Source organism: Pseudomonas sp. OG7, assembly GCF_014192825.1.
Classification (GTDB): domain Bacteria; phylum Pseudomonadota; class Gammaproteobacteria; order Pseudomonadales; family Pseudomonadaceae; genus Aquipseudomonas; species Aquipseudomonas monteilii.
The window spans coordinates 1-24,588 of the sequence record NZ_JACHYK010000007.1; the positions used below are offsets into that span (position 1 = coordinate 1).

The 24,588-nt window shown below is 62.3% G+C and carries 20 protein-coding genes and 2 pseudogenes; 16 read left to right on the forward strand and 6 right to left on the reverse strand.

Features of this window, described 5'->3' with window-relative positions; genetic code table 11:
* The coding region (locus FHW75_RS17580; protein WP_183674134.1) for a DMT family transporter at nucleotides 1-539 on the forward strand (539 nt) is incomplete at its 5' end.
* Nucleotides 540-657: 118 nt separating this feature from the next.
* Here the strand turns inward: FHW75_RS17580 and FHW75_RS17585 are convergent.
* The 4 genes from FHW75_RS17585 to FHW75_RS17600 all read right to left on the reverse strand — a co-directional run bounded on the left by FHW75_RS17585 (nucleotide 658) and on the right by FHW75_RS17600 (nucleotide 5,925).
* Nucleotides 658-1,908, reverse strand: a complete 1,251-nt coding sequence (locus tag FHW75_RS17585) for an amidohydrolase family protein (protein WP_232104764.1) — start codon at nucleotides 1,906-1,908, stop codon at nucleotides 658-660.
* Between the two features lie 137 nt (nucleotides 1,909-2,045).
* Nucleotides 2,046-3,353, reverse strand: coding sequence for a cytochrome c (locus FHW75_RS17590; protein WP_183674138.1), 1,308 nt, complete (start codon nucleotides 3,351-3,353; stop codon nucleotides 2,046-2,048).
* 10 nt (nucleotides 3,354-3,363) lie between these two features.
* A complete protein-coding gene (locus FHW75_RS17595) occupies nucleotides 3,364-5,139 on the reverse strand; it encodes a GMC family oxidoreductase (RefSeq protein ID WP_183674140.1) in 1,776 nt (591 codons plus the stop codon).
* 69 nt (nucleotides 5,140-5,208) lie between these two features.
* The gene (locus tag FHW75_RS17600) at nucleotides 5,209-5,925 is read right to left on the reverse strand and encodes a gluconate 2-dehydrogenase subunit 3 family protein (RefSeq protein WP_183674142.1); all 717 of its coding nucleotides are present in this window, start codon (nucleotides 5,923-5,925) and stop codon (nucleotides 5,209-5,211) included.
* 233 nt (nucleotides 5,926-6,158) lie between these two features.
* Between FHW75_RS17600 and FHW75_RS17605 the strand changes: the two genes are divergently transcribed.
* From FHW75_RS17605 to FHW75_RS17665, 13 genes are all read left to right on the forward strand, one after another.
* On the forward strand, nucleotides 6,159-7,205 hold the full coding sequence (locus FHW75_RS17605) for a LacI family DNA-binding transcriptional regulator (RefSeq protein ID WP_183674144.1): 1,047 nt from the start codon (nucleotides 6,159-6,161) through the stop codon (nucleotides 7,203-7,205).
* Nucleotides 7,206-7,324: 119 nt separating this feature from the next.
* Nucleotides 7,325-8,530 carry a mandelate racemase/muconate lactonizing enzyme family protein gene (locus FHW75_RS17610; protein WP_183674146.1) on the forward strand — a complete coding sequence of 402 codons (1,206 nt, stop codon included), beginning with the start codon at nucleotides 7,325-7,327 and terminating at the stop codon, nucleotides 8,528-8,530.
* Between the two features lie 55 nt (nucleotides 8,531-8,585).
* Nucleotides 8,586-9,974: an MFS transporter gene (locus FHW75_RS17615; protein ID WP_183674148.1), complete on the forward strand. Its 1,389-nt coding sequence runs from the start codon at nucleotides 8,586-8,588 to the stop codon at nucleotides 9,972-9,974.
* A gap of 35 nt (nucleotides 9,975-10,009) precedes the next feature.
* Entirely contained in the window at nucleotides 10,010-11,197 is a 1,188-nt protein-coding gene (locus tag FHW75_RS17620; RefSeq protein WP_183674150.1) for an L-dopachrome tautomerase-related protein, read from the forward strand.
* A 153-nt stretch (nucleotides 11,198-11,350) separates the two neighbouring features.
* Nucleotides 11,351-11,845 carry a heme-binding protein gene (locus tag FHW75_RS17625; protein ID WP_232104715.1) on the forward strand — a complete coding sequence of 165 codons (495 nt, stop codon included), beginning with the start codon at nucleotides 11,351-11,353 and terminating at the stop codon, nucleotides 11,843-11,845.
* A 67-nt stretch (nucleotides 11,846-11,912) separates the two neighbouring features.
* A complete protein-coding gene (locus tag FHW75_RS17630; RefSeq protein ID WP_183674152.1) occupies nucleotides 11,913-12,455 on the forward strand; it encodes a heme-binding protein in 543 nt (180 codons plus the stop codon).
* The gene (locus tag FHW75_RS17635; RefSeq protein ID WP_183674154.1) at nucleotides 12,452-13,351 is read left to right on the forward strand and encodes a DoxX family protein; all 900 of its coding nucleotides are present in this window, start codon (nucleotides 12,452-12,454) and stop codon (nucleotides 13,349-13,351) included. Before FHW75_RS17630 ends, FHW75_RS17635 begins: the two co-directional genes overlap by 4 nt.
* A gap of 70 nt (nucleotides 13,352-13,421) precedes the next feature.
* Entirely contained in the window at nucleotides 13,422-14,444 is a 1,023-nt protein-coding gene (locus tag FHW75_RS17640; RefSeq protein ID WP_183674155.1) for a LacI family DNA-binding transcriptional regulator, read from the forward strand.
* Nucleotides 14,445-14,686: 242 nt separating this feature from the next.
* Complete coding sequence (locus FHW75_RS17645; RefSeq protein ID WP_183674157.1) at nucleotides 14,687-15,409, forward strand: gluconate 2-dehydrogenase subunit 3 family protein; 723 nt, start codon at nucleotides 14,687-14,689, stop codon at nucleotides 15,407-15,409.
* Between the two features lie 17 nt (nucleotides 15,410-15,426).
* On the forward strand, nucleotides 15,427-17,193 hold the full coding sequence (locus tag FHW75_RS17650; RefSeq protein WP_183674159.1) for a GMC family oxidoreductase: 1,767 nt from the start codon (nucleotides 15,427-15,429) through the stop codon (nucleotides 17,191-17,193).
* An 8-nt stretch (nucleotides 17,194-17,201) separates the two neighbouring features.
* A complete protein-coding gene (locus FHW75_RS17655) occupies nucleotides 17,202-18,521 on the forward strand; it encodes a cytochrome c (protein WP_183674161.1) in 1,320 nt (439 codons plus the stop codon).
* Nucleotides 18,522-18,652: 131 nt separating this feature from the next.
* Nucleotides 18,653-19,942 (forward strand): carbohydrate porin, encoded by a 1,290-nt coding sequence (locus FHW75_RS17660; protein ID WP_232104716.1) that lies wholly within the window; start codon nucleotides 18,653-18,655, stop codon nucleotides 19,940-19,942.
* A 115-nt stretch (nucleotides 19,943-20,057) separates the two neighbouring features.
* Nucleotides 20,058-20,462, forward strand: a complete 405-nt coding sequence (locus tag FHW75_RS17665) for a helix-turn-helix domain-containing protein (protein ID WP_183674164.1) — start codon at nucleotides 20,058-20,060, stop codon at nucleotides 20,460-20,462.
* Here FHW75_RS17665 and FHW75_RS17670 read toward each other — a convergent pair.
* Both FHW75_RS17670 and FHW75_RS17675 read right to left on the reverse strand, forming a co-directional pair.
* Entirely contained in the window at nucleotides 20,445-21,857 is a 1,413-nt protein-coding gene (locus tag FHW75_RS17670; RefSeq protein ID WP_183674166.1) for a site-specific integrase, read from the reverse strand. The genes FHW75_RS17665 and FHW75_RS17670 overlap by 18 nt on opposite strands.
* 608 nt (nucleotides 21,858-22,465) lie before the next feature.
* On the reverse strand, nucleotides 22,466-23,377 hold the full coding sequence (locus FHW75_RS17675) for an HNH endonuclease (protein ID WP_025752750.1): 912 nt from the start codon (nucleotides 23,375-23,377) through the stop codon (nucleotides 22,466-22,468).
* Between the two features lie 181 nt (nucleotides 23,378-23,558).
* On the opposite strand from FHW75_RS17675, the pseudogene FHW75_RS17680 reads away from it, so the two are divergent.
* Together FHW75_RS17680 and FHW75_RS27015 are read left to right on the forward strand one after the other, a co-directional pair.
* Nucleotides 23,559-23,915: pseudogene (locus FHW75_RS17680) on the forward strand (hypothetical protein); the annotation flags it as partial.
* A gap of 58 nt (nucleotides 23,916-23,973) precedes the next feature.
* Nucleotides 23,974-24,449: pseudogene (locus FHW75_RS27015) on the forward strand (hypothetical protein); the annotation flags it as partial.
* Between the last annotated feature and the right edge of the window lie 139 nt (nucleotides 24,450-24,588).

Sequence of the window (24,588 nt, forward strand, 5' to 3'; positions counted from 1 at the left end):
TTGAATTCTTCAGGGTAACGCTGACGACTCATGGCACCTCCTATTTGGGCCTCATTATGAGGCTTGGAGGTGTCTACGAAACCAGGGGCGATTCAATTTGGGGCTGGAGCTTTGTCGCAAAGCATAATTTCCAAGGCATGGCGGCCTCGTGCCTCAATAGCTGGTTATTCTTGCTTGGAGGGGCCAGCCTGCTGCCGTTCGCTTTGAACTCGTTGCTCAGAATAGGACGAAAGGATTGGTTAGTCGGCGTGGCGGCGGGTGGTGTGCTGTTCGTTGCGTTTGCATTTCAAACGACAGGCATCCAGCTCACGTCGCCCTCGAATGCTGGATTCATAACCGGGCTTGCAGTGGTTTTCACTCCTCTGATCCTGTATTTCGTGAGTGGTGAAAAGACCAGTGCCCTCCAGCTCGCAGGAGCTGTCATTGCCTTGGCAGGCTTGGGCCTGTTGGGGGGATGTGGCTGTCGAGCTGGTGTTGCCACACCGCACCCCAAGCTCACCGCCACAGACGGCTGCGGACCAGCAGATGCTGGATGCTGAAATAATCCGCAGCGCGGTCGCTTGGCGGAGCTACCTTGCCCAAGCGCCAAGCGCCAAGCGCCAGGCGCATAGGCGGATCGAGGCCCCAGGTGCTCCTGGTGCGTGCCGCACGTCGGGTTCACGGCTGCTCGGTGCGCGCTTGCATCTGTGATGCTGATACTGCTGCACGTTGCAACAGGTCGGGTAGATCAGGAGCCAGCAGCTTGCCGTTCTGTTTGACCAGCCTGCCATCGACCATCACGGTGCTTACGTTTTCCGGCCGGGCCGAGTAAACCAGCAGGGCTGCCGGATCGCCACCGGCGAAACCCGAGGTATTGACGCCGTCAAGAGCGATGATCTGCAGGTCGGCGCGCTTGCCGGGGGTGATCGAGCCTATTTCGTCTGCACGCCCCAGCGCTTCGGCGCCGCCGCGTGTCGCCAGGCGTAACAGGGCGCGAGGGTCTGGCGCTGCTTCTTGGCGCAGCCCGCCGCTCCAGGTCAGGGCCACCAGGCGAAGGCTGGCGAACATGTCAGCGCTGCCTGCCAGCGCATTGCCATCGATGCCCAGCCCTTGGCGTGTGACTGCACTGAAGTGGTCCAGACGGGTCAGGCCATAGCCGACCCGCTGCTCGCTTACCGGGGTAAGCGACAGACTGCCTCCGGCCTTCTCCAGCGCCTGAAGTTGTTCTGGCGTAGCGTCGGTGGCATGTACCACCGTAAGGCCAGGATAGAGGTAATCACGTGTGATGAGCGCGTCGAACATGGGTTTCGATTCGCCGCTGACATGCACCTGAATCGGTAGTTCAAGGCGGCGAGCGGTATCGTATTCACGCTGGCGCATCGCCCAGTTGTCGGCATCCTCGCGATTGCGGGGCAGGCGCCATGCCAGGCCCATCCGCACCAGGCCGTCGCCCTGCTGGACAAGCGTCTTGAGCTGTTCGACATCGATGGGGTAGCGGGTAGTCTTGTCGGGGCCGCCGTAGAACAACGTGGCGCGAATTCCCGCGTCCTGCAAGGCGCGAAGACCGGCCTCGCCGTGCGCTGGCGACAGTACGTTGTCGAAGTAATCGCCCGTGGTGGTGATGCCGCCCGCCAGCAGCTCCAGCGCTCCCAGGCGCATGGCGGTGTAGGTATCGTCGGCGCTCATCTGCGCAGCCAGGCGCGAGCTGACATGGAAGAACTGGCCTTGGTGGTTCCTGAACTGCCCGCGCATGGTCGTGACATAGAGATGGTTGTGCGTATCGACGAAGCCTGGCATGACGATCTGCCCGCGGGCATCTACAGGGTCTGCATCAGCGGCCTGCAGATTGCGCCCCACCGCCACGATGCGGCCGTCCCTAATCAGCACGTCCCCTTGCTCGATATCGCCCAGGGTCGGATCCATCGTCATGATCCACCCTCCTTGAATCAGTATCGAAGCCGAGGGCTCCTTTGCGGATACCAGTTGCCAGGGTGAGCAGAGCAAGAACAGCAGCGCGACTATCGGTAATTTCATGCGTCTCATCCTTGTGATGAAGTAACGGCGGGTTAATGCTCGGCGTGCATTTGCGTTGCCGCATTCAGGGTGTGTCTGGCCCGGGCAACCTGCTCCGCCTGGATGGTCGGCGCTGCGTTGCCCCAGCTGTTGCGTACATAGGTAAGCACAGCAGCGATATCCGCATCGCTCAGCTTCCAGTCGAACGAAGGCATGCCGGCACCGGTCAGGTTATGCTCGGTCACCACCGCCTTGCCTCCTTTGAGTACCGTGGCGATAAGATTCGAACCGCTGGGGGTGCGCACTCCAGGGTTGTCGGCGAACGCGGTCACCATGCCGTTGATCCCTTCGCCTTTGAGGTTGTGGCAGGCCATGCAGTTGTACTCGTAGACCTGCGCGCCGCGCTGCATGACGGGTTCGCTGGCGGCCAACGGCTTCGGCGGCTGGGCGCCTGAGCCGGGCAGCGACTTGAGGTACTCGGCGATGGCGGCCAGATCGGGGTCGGTCAGATGCTGGGTCGAGAACTCGACCGCTTCACCCATGGCGCCGGAGGCGATCGCCTGGTGGTTCGCACCCGTCTTCAGGTACGCCTGGATCTGTTCATTGCTCCAGGTGCCAAGGCCGCGATAGGCATCGTTGGTGATCTCCGGCGCATGGCTGCCAAGCAGCTCGGCGCCTTGCAGGTATTGATCGGTATCGCCGCCAAGCCAGTTCTTCGGGGTATGGCAGGCGCCGCAGTGGCCGGCGCCCTCGACCAGATAGCGGCCGCGGTTCCATTGCGCGGACTGCTCAGCCTGGGGCACGAAAGGCTTGTTGTCGAAATGCAGCAGGTTCCAGCCAAGCAGGCTCAGGCGGATGTTGTAGGGGAAACCGAGTGTGTTGCTCGGTGCCACCTGTTTGACCGGCTGCAGGGTTCGCATGTACGCCCACAGGTCATGCATGTCGGCATCATTGATGTTGACGTAGGCGTTGTAGGGCATGGCTGGATACAGCAGCTGGCCGTTGCGGTGCTGGCCATGGCGCACCGCACGGAAGAAGTCCCGCTCGGTCCAGTTGCCGATACCGCTGCTGCGCTCGGGGGTGATGTTGGTCGAGTAGATGATGCCGAATGGCGTCTCCAGGCCATACCCGCCGGCGTAGGCTTTGCCGCCTGGCGCGGTGTGGCAGGCGGCGCAGTCGGCTTGTCGCGCGACATAGGCGCCGCGGGCGGCAGCGGCCGGGTCGACCGGCTCGGCATCGGCCGCAGCGACCCGGTCATCGGCGACGTTGACCGAGCTGGTGTCGCCATTGACCAGCAAAGCACCACCCAGGCCTGCGAGCATCACCACGGCCAGCGCCGACAGAGCGATTTTCTTGTTCATATGCCTTCTCTCATGCCTGTACCAGCGGGCCGGGGTTCTTCACGTACTGCTCGAGGATGGCCTTGGCCGTCCACAGTGCTAGGGCACCGATGGTCACCGTGGGGTTGTAGCCACCGTTGTTCGGGAATGACGAGGCGCCCAGGACGAACACGTTGTGCGCGGCCCAGCACTGCTGGTAGCGGTTGAGCGCGCTGGTGCGCGGGTCGGTACCCATGACCACGCCGCCATTGGTGTGCGAAGAGTCGTTGGCGCGGAACGGGGTGTAATGGTCCGCGGCGAAGTTGTAGGACTCGATGCGCGTGCCGCCCACCTCACGCGCGATCTGCTCGCACTTGCGGCGGATGAACTCGCCCGAGCGCTGGTCGTTGAGGTTGTAGTCGAAGGTCATGCGCATCAGCGGGCGACCGTAGTTGTCCTTGTAGGTGGGGTCGAGGTCGAAATAGGCGTCTTCATGCGCATAGCTGGTGCCCTGGCCCTGGATCATCGCCCAGTTCTGGTAGCTGTGCCGGAAGGCCTGCTTCCAGCCTTTGCCCCAGGTCGGGGCACCCTTGGGCAGTACCCCCGCCATGCCGATGGGCAGGCCGCTGTTGGACAGCGACTGGATGCCCGCACCGCCGATGAAGCCAAGGCCGCTGTGGTCGAAGTTGTCGGCGTTGAAGTCATCGATCTGGATGGCCAGGCAACCGGTGTTCATGAACGGGTTGAGGTGCTCGTTTTCGAACCACAGGTAGGCGTAGGAAAGTGTCTGGAAGCTGTAGTTGCGCCCGATCACCCCGCGCCGGGTGCGCGGATCGTAAGGCTCGCCGATGCCCGACAGCAGCATGAGCCTGACGTTGTCCAGCTGGTAGGCGGCCAGGATGACGATATCGGCCGGCTGCTCACCGCGCTGGCCATGCTTGTCGATGAAGCTGACGCCCGTGGCGGTCTTGCCGTCGGCCGATTTGTTGATGTGCAGCACTTCGGTTTCGGTGAGCAATTCGAAGCTCGGGTGGCGCATCAGCGCCGGGACCACGCAGGCATTGGGGCTGCTCTTGGACCAGTTGCCGCAGCCGAACAGCTGGCAGTAGCCGCAATAGGTGCACGGCCCCATGCGCACGCCCAGCGGGTTGACGTAAGCCTGGGAGATCGTACCTGCGGGCACGGGGAAGGGGTGGTAACCCATCTCGCTGGTTTTCTTGCTGAAGATGTCGTTCCAGTGGCTGGGCACCAAGGGCGGAGTCGGGAATTCACGGCTGCGCGAGCCTTCGAAGGGGTTGCCGCCCGGCACCACCTGGCCCTGGATGACGCCTGCCTTGCCGCTGGTGCCGGCGATGCGCTCGAAGCGGTCGTAGAATGGTTCGAGCTCTTCATAGGTCACGCCCCAGTCCTGGACTTGCAGACCGGGTACCAGCTGCTGCTTGCCATAACGCTCGATGGTCTTGCTGTAGGGCTGGAAGTCGAACGGGTTGAAGCGCCAGGAGGCCGCTGCCCAGTGGGTCCCTGCGCCACCGACGTTGTTGCCCAGCGTCAGGTTGCTCCACTCACGCACCGGCAAGGCCACCTGACGGGCGTTGTTGCGTACGGTATAGGTCTCGAGGCTGGGCGGCTGGAGGATCTCCTTGCGCGTCGCCCAGCGCAGTTCGTCGGTATCCACCGACGGCGGGAAATCGCTGGCGGTGTCGCGCCAGGCACCGCGCTCGATGGCGACTACGCGCAGGCCCGCCCTGGCCAGTTCCTCGGCAATCACCGAGCCTGACCAGCCGAGGCCGATAACGACCACATCTGCTTTAGATCTTGTTGTTCTCATGGAGCTTCCTTGCGCGCAGCCGGCTGCCGGCAGGCCCGTGGCTGCCGCGTGCATGTTCGAAGAAGGGTTTCAGCTGGCCCGGTCGAGCAAGCTCACCGGTTCCAGGTCCAAGGGCAGGCCCTTGCGATGGAGGTAGGGGCGATAGTCGTAGCGCGCCCCTGGGAAGCCGATCAGCCGCCAGCCGACCATGTCACGATTGCCGCCGTACATGGGGTCGGCCAGGTAGCCTTCGCGCACGTTCTGCAGCAGCAGGGCGAAGAATTCGGCACCGATCTCTGACGGCAAGGCGGGGTCGGCCCCCTCCATCGCCCTGAGCAGGGCGTCCTGCTGATCGCCGTGCAGTGCGCTGAATGCCCGGCCATAGCGGCTTTGGCAATACTGACCAAGGCGCTCGAGCCCCAAGCGGTAGCGCTGCGCAGGCGTGTGAGCGAACTGCGGCCCTTGCTCGGGGGTGCCCTGGCTGAACGGGCCAAGACGATAACTGCTGGCAGCCTGGCCATACGGGCCAGCCAGCTGCCGATCGATGAACGTCACGCAGCCGGCCTGGCTGGCGCTCATGCCCAGTTCGTCTTCGGGGATCAGGCGATCGAACAGCGCGGCCACTTCGTGCGCCTCGGCTTCGGTCAGGTAGGTCAGGCCACCGGCCTTGGCCGGAATGGGCAAGGCATCGGCGCGGGTGCCGGTGGCAGGGTGGGGGGCAGTGCTCAACACGCCCGCGCTGGCGCTGCCGATCGCACCAAGGGCGCTCAATTGAACGAGTGATATCAGCGCTTCACGTCTGTTCATGTCCATCATCCTCAGGACGCGCGTTCACCAGAGCCGGTGCAGGCACACCGCGCTTGCGTGACGCTCGAGTTGTTTTTATGGGCGCAGCGCAAAGGCGGCTCGACGCTGGCGGGCCGAGTCTATTGGCCGTGGCGCGAATCGCGCCACGGCCGTTTTGACGGGTTTCCTTCAAGATTTTCACAAGCTACTCTGGCGCCACTTCAACTATCGATCAGCGTCGGGGTAGGGCAGGCATGGCGGCACAGGGCAAGCAACACACACGCACGGCGGTCACCCTGACTGATGTGGCGCGCCTGGCCGGCGTCGCGCCGATGACCGTGTCGCGCTACCTGAACCAGCCGGAGGCGGTACGCGAAGCCACCCGCCTCAAGGTGCGGCGGGCCATCGAGCAGACCGGCTACGTGCACAACCGCCTGGCCGGTTCGCTCAAGTCGAGCCGCACGCGGCTGGTGGCCCTGGTGGTGCCGATGGTGACCAACCCGCTGTTCTCCGACACCTTCCAGGCCATCAACGAGCGCCTGGCGAAGGCCGGCTACCAGGTGCTGCTCGGGGTATCCGGGTACCAGAGCCAGCAGGAACAGGAGCTGCTCGAGGTGATCCTGAGCCGTCGCCCGGATGGCATCATCCTCACCGGCACCCTGCACACCAGCACCAGCCGTAATCGCTTGCGGGCAACGGGCATACCGGTGGTGGAAACCTGGGACCTGTCGGATGAGCCTATCGACATGCTGGTCGGCTTCTCCCACGAGCGGGCTGGGCGCGAGGTGGCGCGCGTGCTGGCCGGGCAGGGCTATCGGCGCTTTGCCTTGTTCGCGGTGGATGACCCACGCGGGCTGCGCCGGGCCGAGAGCTTCGTCGAGACCCTGGCCGAGCAGGGCATCACCGATGTGCATCGCCAGACCTGGCAGGGTTTGCCGGCGCTGGAGCAAGGCCGTAATGGGCTCCGGCAACTGCTGCTGGAAAACCCAGGCGGGCACGAGCCGTGGATGGTGGTTTGCACCTCCGACACCATTGCCCAGGGCGTGCTGACCGAGGCCGCAGCCCGTGGCTTGCGAGTACCGCAGCAACTGGCGGTGATGGGGTTCGGTGACATGGCCTTCGCGGCGCATACCTTCCCTGCGTTGTCCACGGTGCGCATCGACGGCAAGTTGATGGGCGACACGGCGGCCGCGCTGCTGCTGGAGCGCCTGGCCGGCGGCGAGCAGGCGCAGACCACGGTGGACATCGGCTTCAGCCTGGTGCAGCGTGACAGCACCATGGATACCGCGAGCGAGCGTTAACATTCGCGGTCGCGCAATTAATTTTCCGCATCCCCTTGTCGTCCATTGAGCAATGCGATAGGTTTTTTAGCAGAAATGGTAACGATACCATTTGCTGGAAAGGACTCAGGACAAGAACAATGTCGAAGATTACCTGTGTTAGAACGCTGCGCCTGCCCGAACGCCCCAAGCTGCTTTGGCTGGAGATCGAAACCGATGAAGGCCTGATCGGCCTGGGTGAAACCTTCCGTGGCGCGGCCACGGTCGAAGCTGCGGTGCACGAGCTCATCGCCCCCGGCTTGATCGGCCGCGACTCACGCCAGATCGAGGCGATTTCGCTGGAGCTGACCACCCCCTATATCGGCTACCACAGCGCCAGCGCGGAGATTCGAGCAGCCAGCGCCGTGGACATCGCCCTGTGGGATCTCAAGGGCCAGCGCCATGGCGTGCCTGTCCACGAAGCGCTTGGCGGTGCCTGCCGCGATCGCATCCGTGTGTACAACACCTGCGCCGGCTACGACTTCAATACCCAGCAAGGCGCACGCCGCGAGATCACTACGGCCGACCGCGCCCAAGGCCCTTACGACGACCAGCTGGCTTTCCACCGCGATGCCGGCGCCTTGGCCGTGAGCCTGGTCGAGGAGGGCTACACGGCCATGAAGATCTGGCCATTCGACCAGTTCGCCCGCCAGCCCGGGGCCAACAGCATCAGCCTCGACGAAGTACGCAAGGGCTGCGAAGCGTTGCGCCAGATCCGCGACGCGGTAGGCGATCGCATCGAGATCATGGTCGAGCTGCACAGCCTGTGGGACAGCACGGCCGCGCTGCGCATCTGCCAGGCGTTGGAAGCCTTCGATGTGTACTGGGTCGAGGACCCGCTGTGCAAGATGGACGACGCCCATGCACTGGCCGACCTGCGCAATCGCACCCGCGTACCGATCTGTGCCAGCGAGACCCTGGGCGGCAGCACGGCCTACCGCGACCTGCTCAATGCCGGCAGCCTCGATTACCTGATGCTCGACCTGGTGTGGTGCGGCGGATTCACCGAGGCGCGCAAGATCGCCGCGTTGGCCCAGGCCTACAACAAGCCACTGGCCCCACACGACTGCACTGGCCCTGTCGCGCTGTTCGCAGGCTTGCATCTGGGGCTGCATGCCCCTACGGCAGTGCTGCAGGAAGTGGTCAGGGCCTCGTTGGCGACCTGGTATGGCGAGCTGGTAACGCAACTGCCACGCATCGAGGCAGGCCATGCCTTGGCTCCGCGAGCGCCCGGCCTGGGTACCGCGCTGCGGCCTGAAGTGCGTAGGCTCGCCGATGCCATCGTGCGAGAAACCACCGCCCATTGACCTCCCGGCCGCGGCTCCGTGCGAGCCGCCATGCCGACCGGGTATCGAGAATACAATGAAAAAAATACATTCTCTGCGCCGTTACATCGCCGAGCATCGGCGCCATGAAGTCATCGCCCTGCTGTTCGTGATGATGATCATCAACCAGGGCGACCGTGCCACGCTGTCCATCGCCGGCGCCAGCCTGGCCGACGAAATGGGGCTGGGCCACGCCCAGATGGGCTGGCTGTTTTCCGCGTTTGCCTGGGCGTACATGCTGTTGCAGCTGCCCGGTGGCCTTGCCATCGACCGCTTCGGCAGCATCCGTGTGCTGGGCCTGGCCATCGTTGCCTGGTCGGTGTTCACCGGCCTGATCGGCACGGTGGCGATGATGCCGGTCGGGTTGGCCTTCGTCGCGGTGTTCGCCTTTCGCTTCCTGGTGGGGGCGGCCGAGGCGCCGTGTTTCCCGGCCAACAGCAAGATCGTGTCGATGTGGTTCCCGACTGCCGAAAGGGGCACCGCCACGGCTATCTTCAACTCTTCGCAGTACTTTGCCGCCGTGGTGTTCACGCCATTGCTGGCCTGGGTCTCGACGCGCTGGGGCTGGCCGTGGGTGTTCTATGTGATGGGTGCGGCCGGGGTCGCCATGGGCGTGGTATTCATCCGCCGGATCAAGGCACCGATCGAGCATCCGTCGCTCACGCCGGTAGAGCTGCAGACGATGCAAGCCGGTGGCGCCAGCCTGCGTGAACATACGGGTGACCGTCCTCCGCAACAGGGTTGGCGCGATACCTGGGCGCGCGCCCGTGGGTTGCTGCGCCAACGCATGTTTCTGGGGATCTACCTGGCGCAGTTCTGCATCAGCACGCTGACATTCTTCTTTCTTACCTGGTTCCCGGTGTACCTGGTGCAGCAGCGCGGGCTGTCGCTACTGGATGCCGGCTTGCTGGCGGCAGTGCCGGCGATCTTCGGCTTCATTGGCGGCATCACCGGCGGCATGCTGTCGGACTGGATGCTGCGCAAAGGGCTGTCGCTGACCCTGGCGCGCAAGCTGCCGATCTTCATCGGCATGACCTTGTCGATGAGCATGATCCTGTGCAACTACGTATCGACCGACTTGCTGGTGGTGCTGTTCATGGCCCTGGCGTTTTTCGGCAAGGGCGTGGGGGCGCTGGGCTGGGCGATCATCGCCGACGTTTCGCCCAAGGACAGCATTGGCATGAACGGGGCGATCTTCAACACCTTCGGCAGCCTGGCGGGGATCGTCACGCCCGTGGTGATCGGCTACATGGTGCAGTCGATGCAGTCGTTCAATGGCGCCCTGGTGTATGTCGCGCTGAACGCGGTCGGCGCCTTCGTCAGCTACCTGTTCATCGTCGGCCCGCTGCGCCGGCCGGGCGATGCCCCGGCCGCGCCCGGCAACAGCCCGGACAAGCCTGCGCTGAACACCCTCGGCGCCCATTGATTGCACTTCGGACCATGACGAAAAGGATAACGACAATGATTTTTCCAAGGACCTTTACCCGTACCCTTCGCACTGCCGGTCTTGCGCTCGGGTTGTCCTGCGCTTCGCTGGTGCAGGCGTATGACATTCCGCCCAGCGGCCAACCCTTGATCGAAGTCGCCAGGCTTGACTGGCTCTGCAACGCCGTCGCGCTGACCTCCGATGGCCGCCTGTTCGTCGGTTTGCCACGCTGGCCGGGCTTCGAGAAAACCCCTTCGATCGCCGAGGTGCTGCCCGACGGCAGCCTCAAACCGTTCCCCGGCGGGCAGTGGAACGAGTGGGCCCCAGGCAAGCCCAGCGCCCAGGCGCTGGTGAAGATCAACACCATTCACATCTTCGACGACGACACGCTGTGGGCCATCGACCAGGGCGAGGACGCCGGCCCCAAGGGCATCAACCCGGGGCAGAAGATCCTGCAGTTCGACACCCGCAGCGGCAGGCTGCTGCGCAGCATCAGCCTGCCTGAAAAGGTGTTGCCGGCCGGCGCCAACCTCAACGACCTGCGCCTGGACCGCGAGCATGCCTACATCACCGATTCGGGGCTCGGCGCCATCATCGTCGTCAACCTGCGCACAGGTGATGCCGTGCGCCGTCTGGCCGGGCACCCTTCTACGCAGATGAATCCCCAGCGCCGGCCGTTCGGCGAGAACGGCCAGCCTTTGCTGCTGGCCGATGGCAGCGACCATCAGGTGCATTCCGACCCTATCGAATTGAGCCCGGACGGCCAGTGGTTGTACTACCAGCCGCTGAGTGGCCCGCTGTGGCGGGTGCCGACCGAGGCGCTGCGTGACACCCGTCTGAGCGAGGCGGCTCTGGCTGAAAAGGTCGAATTCGTCTACGACACCAGCCCGCTGACCGGCACTGCGATGGACAGCGCCGGCAACCTCTACCTGGGCGAATACGACAAACCAAGGGTGACAGTGCTGAGCCCGGACGGCACCTTGCGTGTGGTTGCCCAGGACACGCGGCTGTGGAACCCCGATGCGATGATCGTCAGCGATCAGCGCCAGCTGTATATCCCGGTGCCACAGAGCGCGCGTATGGCCTCCAACCGCGGCCCTGGCGGCCAGGATGCGCTGGTCAAGCCGTTCATGATCTACAAGGTCCAGTTGCCGGACGATCTGGGTGCCCGTGCGCACGTGCCGGCAGTGGCAGGCAAGCCGCTGGCGACTGCCGAGCGCTGATCAACCTAGCCTTGCGGGTCAACCGCAAGGCCGACTCCCACCCTTCGCCCAAAACGCGATTGCCAAGGCGCGCGCAGGTTGCGCTCGCCCGCAAAAACCGTTTCGCCAGCCCTGTGCAGTGAGCACAGGTCATAAACCCAAGGAGATGTACCCATGAAAACAACAATGACCATGGCCGCTTTGTCCCTCGCCCTCAGCGTTGCTGCCATTCCAGCGGCGCATGCCGCAGACGCAGTGAGCGCATCGGTGGTGGCCCAGCAGAACCTGTCCACCGCAGCGGCGTTGCAGCTGGCGCAGAAAGCCACTGACATCGCCCGCAGCCGCGACATGAAAATCTGCATTGCCGTGACCGACGCTGACGGCCACCTGCTGGCGTTCACCCGCATGCAGGGGGCTTACGCGGGCTGCGTCGAGGCGTCGATCGCCAAGGCGAAATCCGCCGCGCGCTTCGCCATCGACACCATCACGTTCTATGACCTGGCGCGTAAGGAAAACCTGGCCATCGGCACCATCCCCGGCATCCTGCCCGCGGTGGGCGGCGTGGTGATCAAACACGCCGACAGCGTGGTCGGCAGTGTCGGCATCAGCGGTGCAACCGACCTCACCGAACAGCAGCTTGCCGTGGATGTCGCCGCGAGCCTGCGCTGACCCGCATGGCCTCCTGCGCGGCAGCCGGGCAGGGGGCCAGGACCCTGATCAAACAAAGGAATGAACCATGGGCTTGAGTTCCAGACTGGGCGCATCGATGCGCCTGCCGTCGATCCTGTGCATCGCGACACTCTGTGCGCCCTGGGCGATGGCGTCCGAAGGTGCTTTGCGTGGCACCCATACGCTGTCTCTCGAGGGGGCTGCGGCATTGCTCGACAGGGCGGTGGCTGCGGCAAGCCAGGAAGGCGTGCATCCCTGTATCGCAGTGACAGACGCCAGCGGCTACCTGCTCGCGTTCAAACGCATGGATGGCGCGGCACCGGGTTGCGTCGAGGCGGCAATCAGAAAAGCCAATTCAGCCGCCATCAATGATGTCGACACCGTCGTGTTCTACGACCTGGCACGCAAGGAAAACCTGCAGTTGGGCAGCATCCCGGGGATCTTGCCGGCGGTAGCGGGAGTGGTGGTGCGCCAGCACGGCCAGGCAGTGGCTGCGCTGGGGGTTGCCGGCGGCGCGAGCGATGCCCAGGAACAGCGCTTCGCCACTGACCTTGTGCGGGCCTTTGAAAAGACCCTGCCTACCTCCATTGCCGACGGAGGCCGACCATGAACAATCCGCTATTGACCCTGGACACCGTCGACGGCGCCTACGCGCGCGACTACAACGTGCTCAAGCCCGCGTCGGTGCCCAACGCGCTCGGCGTAGCAGGCTTGGCGGCGACGCTGCTCGCTTCGATCTACTGCGGTTGGGTCGATCATTCGCTGCCCGACTTCGCCGCCTGGTCCAGCACGCTGTGGATGTGCGTGGCCTTGTTCAGCGCTACGTTCATGACGCCTCGGGTATTCGCCCCCGGGTTCCTGCTGTCGCTGCTGCCGTTTCTGATCGCCTGGCGAGTCGCGGCGATGACCGATGCGCGGGTGATGGTGTGGGTCGCAAGCATCGCCGCCGTGCCGTTGTTCCTGCAGTTCGTCGACTGCGTGGCCAGCGACCTGCGCCGCGACCGGGGAAAATCGAGCGCCTGGTTGGGCACCCTGCTGTGGCAGGCCACCCTGGTTCGCATGTATTTCGGTCTGAACGAGCTGTGCCACAGTTCGGAGAAGATTTTTGCCGGAATGGACTGGTTTCATCGGCTGGAAGCCGGCTTCCAGGGCTTCGGCCTGGGGGAGGCCGCAGCCGCGTTCGTCGTGCTGGGCGGCCTCATCGAGCTGGCCAGCGCCGTGAGTGTCGGGCTGGGTTTGTTCGCCAGGCTCGGCGCGGTGCTCAGCCTGGTGTATTTCCTGGTGGCGACGGTCGGCTTTGGCGGCGAATGGAGCCGCGGCTATGCCTGGGCCTCGGCGGGTGGAGGCGGCTGGGAGTATGTGATGCTGCTGATGGTGGTGTTTGCCGGCGTGATGTTCACCGGTGCCGGCAAGTTCTCCCTCGATGGCTGGTTGATCCGCAGCGGGCGCATGCCTCGACGGCTGCTGCCGCTGGCGGTGAACGCCCAAGGCAGCGATCAGCCCTAGGGCTAGCCGGAGTAGGCGAAACACCAGCGGCGTGGCAGACTTCGCGGTTTTGGTAACCGGATGTTTCGCCATGGACAGGTCTGACCGTCGTCAAGGCATGGCTGACGTCGCCGAGCGCGCCGGCGTCAGCCTGAGTACCGTCGACCGAGTGCTCAACGAGCGCGGCAGCGTGTCCGACGCCAAACGCCGCAAGGTGTTGCAAGCTGCCCAGGCGCTTGGGCTCAAGCGCCTGCTGCCCTCGGCCGTGCATGGGCTGTTGCGCTTTGACCTGGTGTTGGTCGATAGCGCCACCGACCATTTCAAGCGCCTGGCTGCGGCCTTCGGTCGGCAGGCGCAGATCCATCGCTCGCGCCTGATCCTGCAGCGCCACACCTGGCAGGAGCGCGCCCCCCAGCAGTTGCCGGACCTGATCAATCATCCGCGGGTGCCGCGTCAGGGCCTGATCGTGGTGGCTCAGGACACCCCGGATGTCCGCGCTGCCTTGCATGCGCAGGTGGCTGCGGGTGTTCCGGTGGTATTGCTGACCACCAGCCTGCCGGCGCTTGCCGGCACCACCTATGTGGGGATCGACAACCAGGCTGCGGGCCGGGCCGCCGGCCGGCTCATGAGCCAATGGGTGCACGGCCGCGAGGGCAGGGTGGTGCTGTTGACCAATTCGCTGCTCTATCACGCTCATCAGCAGCGCGTGCAAGGCTTTCTCGATGTGATGGCCGAACGCGCGCAGCAGGTCGAGGTGGTGGGGCCGGTCGAATGCTTCGATGATGACGACCTCAATGCAGCGAAGCTCAACGACTATCTGCAGCAAGGCCCGGTAAGCGGGCTGTATAGCACCGGTAGCGGTTCGGCGGGGGTCTACCGCGCCCTGGCCAGGCAGGCCCAGCGCCCGGTGTGGGTCAGCCATGAAGCCACCGCCGCGCATGCGGCGATGTTGCGTGAAGGGCTGCTCTCGCTGGTGCTCGACCAGGACCCCGAAGGCCAGGCGGAGGCGGCGATTCAACACCTGCTTTACGCCAACGGCGACCTCGACGCGCCGCCCCAGGTGCGCCCGCAGTTACGTATCGTGATCGATGAAACCGTCGAAGACCTGCGCTAGATGACACGTTTTGACGTAAACACGTCAAAGCCGTGATGGCGTGGCGCAATGCCGCACCCTAAGATCTGCGCCGCCGTCGTCAGTAGGCCGACCGGGTAATCCGGTTCGCGCCGTGCTTTTTCGTATCCCCGCCTGATTCCCAAGCCCCTGGTGAGCACGCCTGTGCCTGCCATGAGCTGTTGCGTGCGCGAAAAACAGCCACCTGTCGCACGGTCCCCGTGATTGTCGATAAGGAGAACTCCATGAAACGTAGGGACGCCTTGCGTTCAATGGGCGCGTTGTTTGCCGCCGCCGGCCTGGCCAAGGTCGGCGCGGTGGAACTCAAGTCAGTGCCGCGAGAAACCGGCCTGAACCGCGAAATGCTGCCATCCCCGGTCATGAGCGGCGGCCAGGGCAATGTCTTCAAGGGCCAGGCGCGTGCCACCCTGACCGCCGTGTTCGACCGCCTGATCCCGCATGACGAGCTGGGTGCATCGGCCAGCGAGGCCGGCTGCGTCGACTACCTCGACGCGCAGATGAACGGCCCGTATGGCGAGTCGAAGGACCTGTACCTGGACCGCCCACTGCGTGCCGACGAGTCGCAGTTGATGGGGCTGACCATCAGCCTGCGCACCCGCCGCGAGTACACCCTGGCCGGCCTCGAGTTTATCGACAGCCACGCGCGCAAAGCCCATGGCCGCGCCTTCGCAGAACTCGACGGCGAGCAGATGGACGCGATCCTGCGGCAGCTGGAGGAAGGTCGTCTCGACTGGGAAGGCACAGGTAGTGGCAGCCGCCTGTTCGAGTTCCTGCTACTCAGCGTACGCGAAGGCTACTTCGCCGACCCGCTCTATGGCGGCAATCGCGGCATGGTCGGCTGGAAGCTGGTGGGCTTCCCCGGCGCCCGTTACGACTACCGTCAGTACATTGACCGTCGCGGTCAGAACCTGGGCCTGGAGCCCATCAGCCTGATCCCGGTGAGCTGAGGCCAGAGGAAAACAACATGGCAATTACACGTAAAAAAGCTGACGTAGTGATCGTCGGCCTGGGCTGGGCCGGCTCACTGATGGCCGAAGAACTGACCCGCGCTGGGCTGGAAGTGGTCGCCATCGACCGTGGCCCGTGGCTGGACACCTCCACCGACACGCCGCCGGCCGTCGATCCCGATGAGCTGCGCTGGACTATCCGCCGCGAACTGCTGCTGCAACCGGGCGACTACACGCTGACCTTCCGCAACCATTCCGGCCAGACAGCAGTGCCAACCCGCGAACTGAAAGCCTTCCAGATGGGCAAGTCGGTCGGCGGCGCCGGCTTCCACTGGGCCGGGATGGCCTGGCGTTTCTCCGAGTGGGACTTCCGCGTGCGTTCGGCGACCCTCGAGCGCTATGGCGCCAGCAAGCTCAAAGGCCTGGAGCAGGTGCAGGACTGGGGCATTACCTACGCCGATCTCGAACCGTTTTATGACCGCTTCGAGCGCATTGCGGGGATTTCGGGTGTCGCCGGCAATATCAACGGTGAGATCCGCCCCGGCGGCAACCCGTTCGAAGGGCCGCGCAGCCGCGAATTCCCAACCCCGGCGCTGAAAGACTCGCAGTTGATGCAGATGTACCGCGCAAGCACCGAGCAAATGGGCTTGCATCCGTTTTACATCCCGGTCGCTCACGTCGGCTCCGCCTACGTGAACCCGCTGGGCGTGAGCATGGCGCCGTGCACCTACTGCGGCTACTGCATGTTCCACGGCTGCGGCAACTACTCCAAGTCCTCGCCCCAGGCCTGTGTGATCCCAGCGCTGATGCGCCGCAAGAACTTCACCCTGATTACCCAGGGTTACGTGACCAAGATCCACAAGGCCGACGACGGCAAGACTGCCACCGGCGTGAGCTACTTCGACGAGCAGGGTCGCGAGGTGATCCAGCCGGCCGATGTCGTCGCGCTGTGCTCGTTCACCTACGACAACGCCCGCCTGATGCTGCTCAGCGACATCGGCAAGCAGTACGACCCGGTCACCCAGACCGGCACCATCGGCCGCGCCTACAATTACCAGACCTGCGCCGGCGCGCATGTGTGGTTCGAGGACGAAACCCTCAACCCGTTCATTGGTGCCGGCGGCCTGGGCATCCAGGTCGACGACTACAACGGTGACAACTTCGACCACAGCCAGCTCGACTTCATCGGCGGTGCCGGTTTGCTCACCGTATCCCGCGAGGGCATGCCGATCGGTCGCGCAGGGCTGCTGCCGCCGGGTAGCCCGCGTTGGGGCAAAGGCTTCAAGCAGACCTACAAGGACAACTACCAGAACTACGGCATCATCTTCGGCCAGGGCACCTCGATGCCGGCCCGTGATGCTTACCTGTCGCTGGACCCGAACTACAAGGACCGCTGGGGTACGCCGCTGCTGCGCATGACCTTCGACTGGAACCAGAACGACCGCAACATGGCGCGTTTCATCGAGCAGCGCGCGGTGGACATCGGCAAGAAGATGGGCGCCAAGCACGTGCACACCTTCAACTCGGCGGCCAAGTCCTGGACCCCGTACGACGAGAACTCCAACCACACCCAGGGCGGCATGATCATGGGCGAAGACCCGCGTACCAGCGCGGTCAACACCTACCTGCAGAGCTGGGACGCGCACAACGTGTTCGTGGTCGGCGCCTCGGCGTTCCCCACCAACGCCGGCTACAACCCCACCAGCACCGTGGGCGCCCTGGCCATCCGCACGGCCCGGGCGATCCATGAGAAGTACCAGCACAACCCCGGTTCCCTGGTGTGAGGCCTGCGATGATCAACAAGAAAACTGCCCTGATCGGCGGCGCTGTCCTGGCCCTGGCCGGCGCCGTCATCCTCGGCCTGGTGATCCAGGCCAACTCTACCGCGCGTTCGGACATGGCCGATGATTCGGTACGCCTGAGCGACTTTCGTTCGTCTGACGCGGCCTTGGTCAAGCGCGGCGAATACGTCATGCGTTCGGCTGACTGCGCGGCCTGCCATACCGCCAAGCACGGTGATTTTGCCGGTGGCTACGTGATCGGCACGCCGTTTGGTGACATCCAGTCGTCTAACGTCACCCCCGACCGTGAAACCGGTATCGGCAATTACACCGAGCGCGACTTCTTCAACGCGGTGCGCCAGGGGCGTGGCCGGCACGGCATGCTGTTCCCGGCGATGCCGTACACCGACTACACGCGCATGAGCGACGATGACCTGCATGCATTGTGGGCATTCTTCAGCACGCTCGAGCCCAAGGTGCACGTAGTCGATGAACTGGCGGGGATGAACTTTCCGTTCAACCAGCGCCTGCTGATGGCTGGCTGGAACTGGATGTTCTTCGACAACAAGCCATTCGTGCCTGACCCGGCACAAAGCCCGGAATGGAACCGTGGGCGTTACCTGGTCGACGGCGCGGGGCACTGCGCCGCTTGCCACAGCCCGCGCAACGGGCTGGGTGGGCCAGTGGTCAGCGAAGCGCTGTATGGCGGGTTGGTGGGTACCTGGTTCGCCCCCAACATTACCAATGATCGGCACCTCGGGTTGGGCGACAGCTCGGTAGAGCAGATCGTCGACTATCTGAAAACCGGCAGTGACGGGGTGGCCGTCGCCAGCGGGCCGATGGCCGAAGCCATCGAGAACTCGACCCAGCATCTGACCGATGCCGATCTGCGCGCAATTGCCATCTATCTAAAGTCGCTACCGGGCAGCGGGCTGCCGGCACCCGAGGCGCTGGCAGCCTCCGAGCCGCGCATGCAGCGTGGCGCGCAAGGGTATGAGGTGCATTGCTCGGCGTGCCACGGCACGGCAGGCGAGGGCGTCAGCCACATGATCACCGGCTTTGCCGGCAACAAGGCGATCCTGGCCGGCAACACCGACACCTTGACCAGCGTGGTGCTGGGTGGCGCGCGGGCGGTGCACACGCACACCTATGTCACCGGGGCCGGCATGCCGGCGTTCGACTGGAAACTCAGTGATGCCGAGATCGCCGACATCCTGACCTTCATGCGCAATAGCTGGGGCAACAGCGCCGCAGCGGTGACAGCCGAAGAAGTGGTCAGGATGCGCAAGCAGCTTGAGCTGCCTGAGCAGATGCGCGCCAGCGTTCAGTAAATACCCGTCGTCGGCAAGCCGCAGTGCTCCGGAAGGAGCCGGCTTGCCGGCGACAGCTTCCTGTCAGTCTGCAGACCAATAACAAAGAGAATCCCATGCTCCCTTTCAAATACCGAGCCCTGCTCGCCGCCATGGCCTGCGCACCGCTGGCCCACGCTACCGAACCCTTTGCCAGCGATTCGCCATGGGCGCTGGGCGACTGGAACGGCACCCGCAGCGATCTGGCCCAGCAGGGCATCGACTTTGAATTCGCCTACGTCGGCGAAATCGGCGCCAACCTGGGTGGCAGCTACGACAATGATCGTAGCGCCAGCTACAGCGACCAATACTCCCTTGGCGCGCGTTTCGACCTCCAGAAGCTGCTCGGCTGGCACGATGCTCGCTTCCAGCTGACCGTGGCCAACCGCAACGGAGAAAACATTTCCAACGAGCGTGTCGGCGACCCGCGCGTCGGCACCCTGAGTTCGTCCCAGGAAGTCTGGGGCCGCGGCTCGCATTGGCGCATGACCCAGCTTTATTACCAGCAGGCGTTCTTCGACCGGCGCCTGGACATCAAGGCCGGCCGCTTCGGCGAGGGCGAGGATTTCAACAGCTTCGACTGCAACTTCCAGAACCTGACCTTCTGCGGTTCGCAAGTCGGTAACTGGGGAGGTATCTGGTACAACTGGCCGATCACCCAGTGGGCGCTGCGGGTCAAGTACGCGCTGACGCCTGAGCTGTTCGCACAAATCGGGGTATACGAGCAGAACCCGTCGAATACCGAAAATACCAACGGCTTCAAGCTCAGCGGCAGCGGCACCAAAGGTGCGGTGCTGCCGGTGGAATTGCTGTGGAAGCCGCGCATCGACGGCCTGCCAGGTGAATACCGCGTGGGTTATTACTACAGCACCTCGAACGCCAACGACGTGCTCAAGGACAGCAATGGCCAGCCAGCGGTGATCAGCGGCGCAGCCTACCGCAGTGCATCGAGCAAGCACGGGGTGTGGTTCGGCGCTATGCAGCAGGTTACCCGGCACGCTGGCGACGCCGCGCGCGGGCTGAGCCTGTTCGCCATGGCTACCGCGCACGACCACAAGACCAGCAAGGTCGACCACTACGTTTCCGTCGGGGCGATCTACAAGGGCCTGTTCGACGCACGCTCCGAAGATGATATCGGTCTGGCGATCTCCGAAGTGCACGTGAACCCGGCCTATCGCAAGAACGCGGCTCTGACCAACGTGGTCAACGGTGTTGATGATTACGCGGATCCCGATTACCTGCCGGTGCAGGAGACCGAATACAACGCCGAGCTCAACTATGGCATTCATTTCACAGACTGGCTGACAGTCCGCCCAAACCTGCAGTTCGTTCGACACCCTGGTGGGGTGAGGGAGGTGGATGATGCTTGGGTAGGTGGGGTGAAAGTCCAAGCCACCTTCTGACCTTTGTCACGCGGGTCGCTTTTTGCGCCCCGCTTGGGCAGGCAAGGGTCGGTCATCGCAGGCCTGTCGGAGGAACGAGCAGACGCACATGATGGCTCGGACGAGGAGGGCATGAATGGCTAATATTTCATCAAATGAACCGGGCTGGAAGGACGCCACTCTGGAATATCTGAGCCGCCTGCCGGTCAAGGACTGGCCAACGCAGCGCGAGCTCACCAAACGACTAGCGATCAGCGAACAATTCTATCGTTACCAGTTGCAGCTAGAAGGTGCTTCTTATAGGGCACTGAAGCAAGAGGTGCGCATGACGCGGGCGCTTCATCTGCTGAGCAGTGGATCCTACCGGAGCATTGGGGAGGTCTCTGACGACATGGGATTTTGCGATGAGCATTCTTTTCGCAAGGTGTTCAAGCGTTGGGCGGGGTGCTCGCCGACCCGCTATTTAATACGCCATTCGCCGCCCCGGACCGAAAGCCCTCGACCCGTCAACTCTCGTTACGCATCACCCACTGCTCGTTAGTGATGGGTCGCTAAAGGCTGACAAGATATTCACAAGTTCCCCTCCCAGCCTACACCATGCGTCTTTTTTTTCTTTCGCATAGTCGTAATGTAGATAATGCCTGCGCACTCTTGAACCACCCAGTAGGTGGTTCTGGCAGCGGTCGATGATTTCAAGAGTCACTCCCAGTTCCTGCATTAGCGTCGCTCCAGTGCGGCGCAAATCGTGCGGGGTCCATTCACCTCTGCGGCCCTGGCTAAGCACCAGCGAGTCGTCATGATGGCGTCCTGACAATGCTTTGCTTCGATTCTTGAAGCTGCACTGGCGATCACCGATCAATTTGCTGACTGTCTTGGTGTCGACATGGCTCTTCTGGTCCTTACCGGGAAAGCAGAAAGGCGTATGTCCGGTTTCTGCTTTTAGTCGTTGAAACTGTTCCAGTGCAAAAGGTGACAGAAACACATGATGATCCTGTCGTTTACCTTTGTGTCCCTTTGTTGCGGTAGCCGGTATGAACCAGGTACCCTTAACCAGATCCACGTTCCTCCATTCAGATTTCAGCAGCTCGCCAATCCGGCAGAGCGTGCTCAGGCATATCCATACGGCGCATTGAACACGCTGGTTGACTGGACGAATGCCTGAGTATTTCTGGCCAACGTCCAACGTGTCATAGTCGTGTTCAAGCCGGGAGAAAATATCGCGCAACTCCCGAATCTCATCTGGATTGAGCAGGCGGTCGCGTTGCTCTTGGTAGTCGTGATCCAGAAGGTTTTTGATGTCTATCAAGTCCGCTGGGTTGCCGTCAGCCAGTAGAGTGCGCCACGGCTTGCGTTTTTCTGCCCAGCGCAGCATCTGACCGATATCGTTATTGCGAATCACAACGGTACGGTTGAGGCCGCGGGCTTTGACTGAGCGCAGAACAGTTAGCAAGTCCTTCTCGGAAAGAATTCGCAGGGGCTTATTTCCAATGATGGGAAGGACGTCCTTGGTGAAACTTCGCCGCAATTCGGCATTACCATCCTTACGCGCAACACCATCGCGAAGCCATTCTTGAAAAAGCTCTGCTACCGTCTTGTTTTCAGCGATCTGACGTTCGGCATCTGCAAGGGTCGCTGCCACCGCAACCTGTGCTTCGATCTTGGCGGCTCTGCGCGCGACGCTTGGTATTATGCCCTTTGCGGCGATCGCCCTCACTTCGTCGCGTTCCGCACGGATTTGGGCGAGTGACTTTTTGGGCCAGCTACCTAGGCTATAGTCGCGCTTCTCCCCTTGTTGCTTGAATTCGTAACGAAAAAGTACTGTCACGCCACGCACACCCGCGCGAACCTTGCCTACCAGTCCACCATCCTCGCGGAGGATCGCTCCATCATCGTCGGCGGTGAACGCTTCCAACAATTTTACTGTCAGCTTGGGCATGTCCTACCCCTTGCATTAGTCGGTCACAGAAGAATTTTACCCCACTTTTACCCCACCGAATTGCTCGGCTGTCGGAGGAATTGAGCGGATCGTAATGGGCGCTGATTACATCTGAAGCCATTGAATTTACTGGGCAATATCGATCCAGTGACATTCATTGACATCCACTGAAAACCGTGGATAATACGCATGGGGTGCAAGGGGTCGAGTGTTCGAATCACTCCGTCCCGACCAAAAATCCCTAAAAAATCCAGTCACCTAGCGGTGACTGGATTTTTTTATGGGCGGCAGTTTTCTGTGCGTGCTGTACGGTTCCAGTATGAGATGGAGTAGGACGTGCCGTCGATTGGGTTGGTCGCGTTGATCGCACCGCACTATGCAAAGTTCGGTGGCGTCATACCTTTATCAAATGGAAATGATCCTGCGCATTCACTTACCAAAACTGGTTTGGGCTGAGCGATTCGGCGATGGAGGCGGTATTGTACGAGGTCAGCTCGAAGCATCAGTTTGCTCGGCTAACGCTCAGTTCCCCGATCTCCGATGGCGCGGCGATCATGAATTGGCTGCACGTTTGTATCTCGACAATGCTATGTCTCACGTGAGCCTGATTAACGATTGGCAATAGAGTTGAATCGAAACTCAAGCGCCAGGCGACTCGGGCGCTCTGCCTCATTCTCCGGTAAGTACAGCGCTTGCCCTTCGATTGATTCATACTCGCTATCCCTCAGCATCTCGGATATCTCGATTCGCAAATCATCTGGGTTGACCCACAACAAACCTAAGTCGAATAGAGTATGCACATCGGCTCTGAGCAACAGGCCATTGGATACGACATTCGTTGCATCGCCTAGGTAGGGGTGGATATGAGCGGCCTCCAGCACCTGCTGTAACGAGCAGGCGGTGATGGCACATCGTCCTTGGTAGGCCTTTAGCAATTGCTTTCTGAATTGAGGCTGACCCCGTCTACCAACGATGGACGATACTGTGCGTGTGCGTGCATCACTGAGGTCTTCGGGGTTGAACTCGCCTTGGGTGCTGAGCTGCTGCTCGATCTTGGCTGACAGCGCTTCATCTGCCTTAGCCTGATTGCGATTCAATACAAAGGAGGTAGGAGCGCTGCCAGAATGTTGCTGGTAGGTGAAGATACCTTCGTACTTAAAGCCGGCGTGTGGATATTCGTACTTTGCTTTCCGATAGAAGAGAAGTAGCTCCAGCCCGAGCTGGCGGTGGTCCGAAATGAGTGCATCGGTTCGCCCCATGGGTTGGCCTTGCATGTGGAGGGTATCGCCTTCCAACGCATCTTCGTACTGAGTTCTATCGGATGTTTTATGCTCGGTGATGAACAGCCAAACGGAGTTTAATCCCTTAGGCCGAAATATGCCGGTGTTGAGCGTGGCATCTGTTATCTCGAAAAGCGCCCTAAGGTCGTCTCGTGTGTAAACGGAGCCTGGCTCCAGCCGCTCCGATGCCAAAAGCCCGTGCGGTTTTGTGTTTGGCGTTGAAGTGGTAGGGGTGGGCACGAGCAGCTTCCTTGCGTCAGGAGTATGCGAAGGGCGGATGACCGCTTTCGCCTCTTTCAGAGATGCCCAACACCTTACTTTCTTCAGAAAAAATGTGAAAGAGCGTAGGAAAATTCCGTGTTGCGCGTAGACCATAAGCCAGAATGGACGAGATTAGGGGAAGAGGTGGGAATAATATGAAATGAGGTATGCGCAGCCCCTGCAAGCCAGCGCTCCGGCTGACGGGAGGAAAACAGCTGGAGGTAATATCGTGTTTGTTCGCCCCATAGCCGCAAATGAGTGGCGGCTTTATCGGAGTCTGCGTTTGCGGGCCCTGCGTGAGTCACCGGATGCGTTCGCAAGTACCTACGAGCGTGAGGCAATTAGAAGCTACGATGATTGGGAGGCCCGTATCGCTGCTGCGGCAACATCTCCCGGCGCACAGGCGTTTTTTGCTTTTCAACACGGCGAGCCTTGTGGTTTGGTGTGGTGCAAATCGTCAGAAGCTGAGCCAGATGTCGTTGAGGTTTTTCAGATGGGGGTAGACCCTGTCTCGCGTGGTATTGGAGCCGGCCGGGCTCTGCTGGCAAGTGCTATTGATTGGGCTGAAAGTCGCGGGCGAGGAATACCCACGCCCGGAATTCTTCGTGCAGATGATCGCCTACAACAAGGACCGCCAGCGCCCGTCGACAGATTCCAAACGTGGCGAAGCGCCAATCCCGGTGCTCTACGACAGCCGTCAGGCCTACATCACCTTTTAAGACGGCTCGCGCCTGAATGCACGGCCCGAGGTGTACGTGGGCCTCAACGATATCAACGACTTTCCGTCTGTGACTGAGCGGGCTGCCAGGCCATCGCCGTACGACATCAACAGCGATGAAGTGCACCGGCTCATTCCCAAGCTCACCAACAACAAACGCTAGGGCTCGGCTTATGTAATCTTCCAGACGGACAAGCTGAACGCCGATTCCAAGTGGACCATTCACCTGGGCAGCCTGCAGGTGCAGGGGCGCAAGATGGAGATCCCGCCGCTGCAGCTTTTTATCACCCGGTGAAGAAATGGATCGGCATCGAGCCTCTGATGCGGCCTTGATCGCAAGGCTTGAAAGGTAGCGGGTACCTTATTGGTTTAGCTGCGCAACCCCGGTCCAGCCATCCCGCATGCCAGCAACCCGTTCAAGATTGGGTATACCAGACGCACCATGCGGTTCGCCTTGTCTGCAAACTGCTGA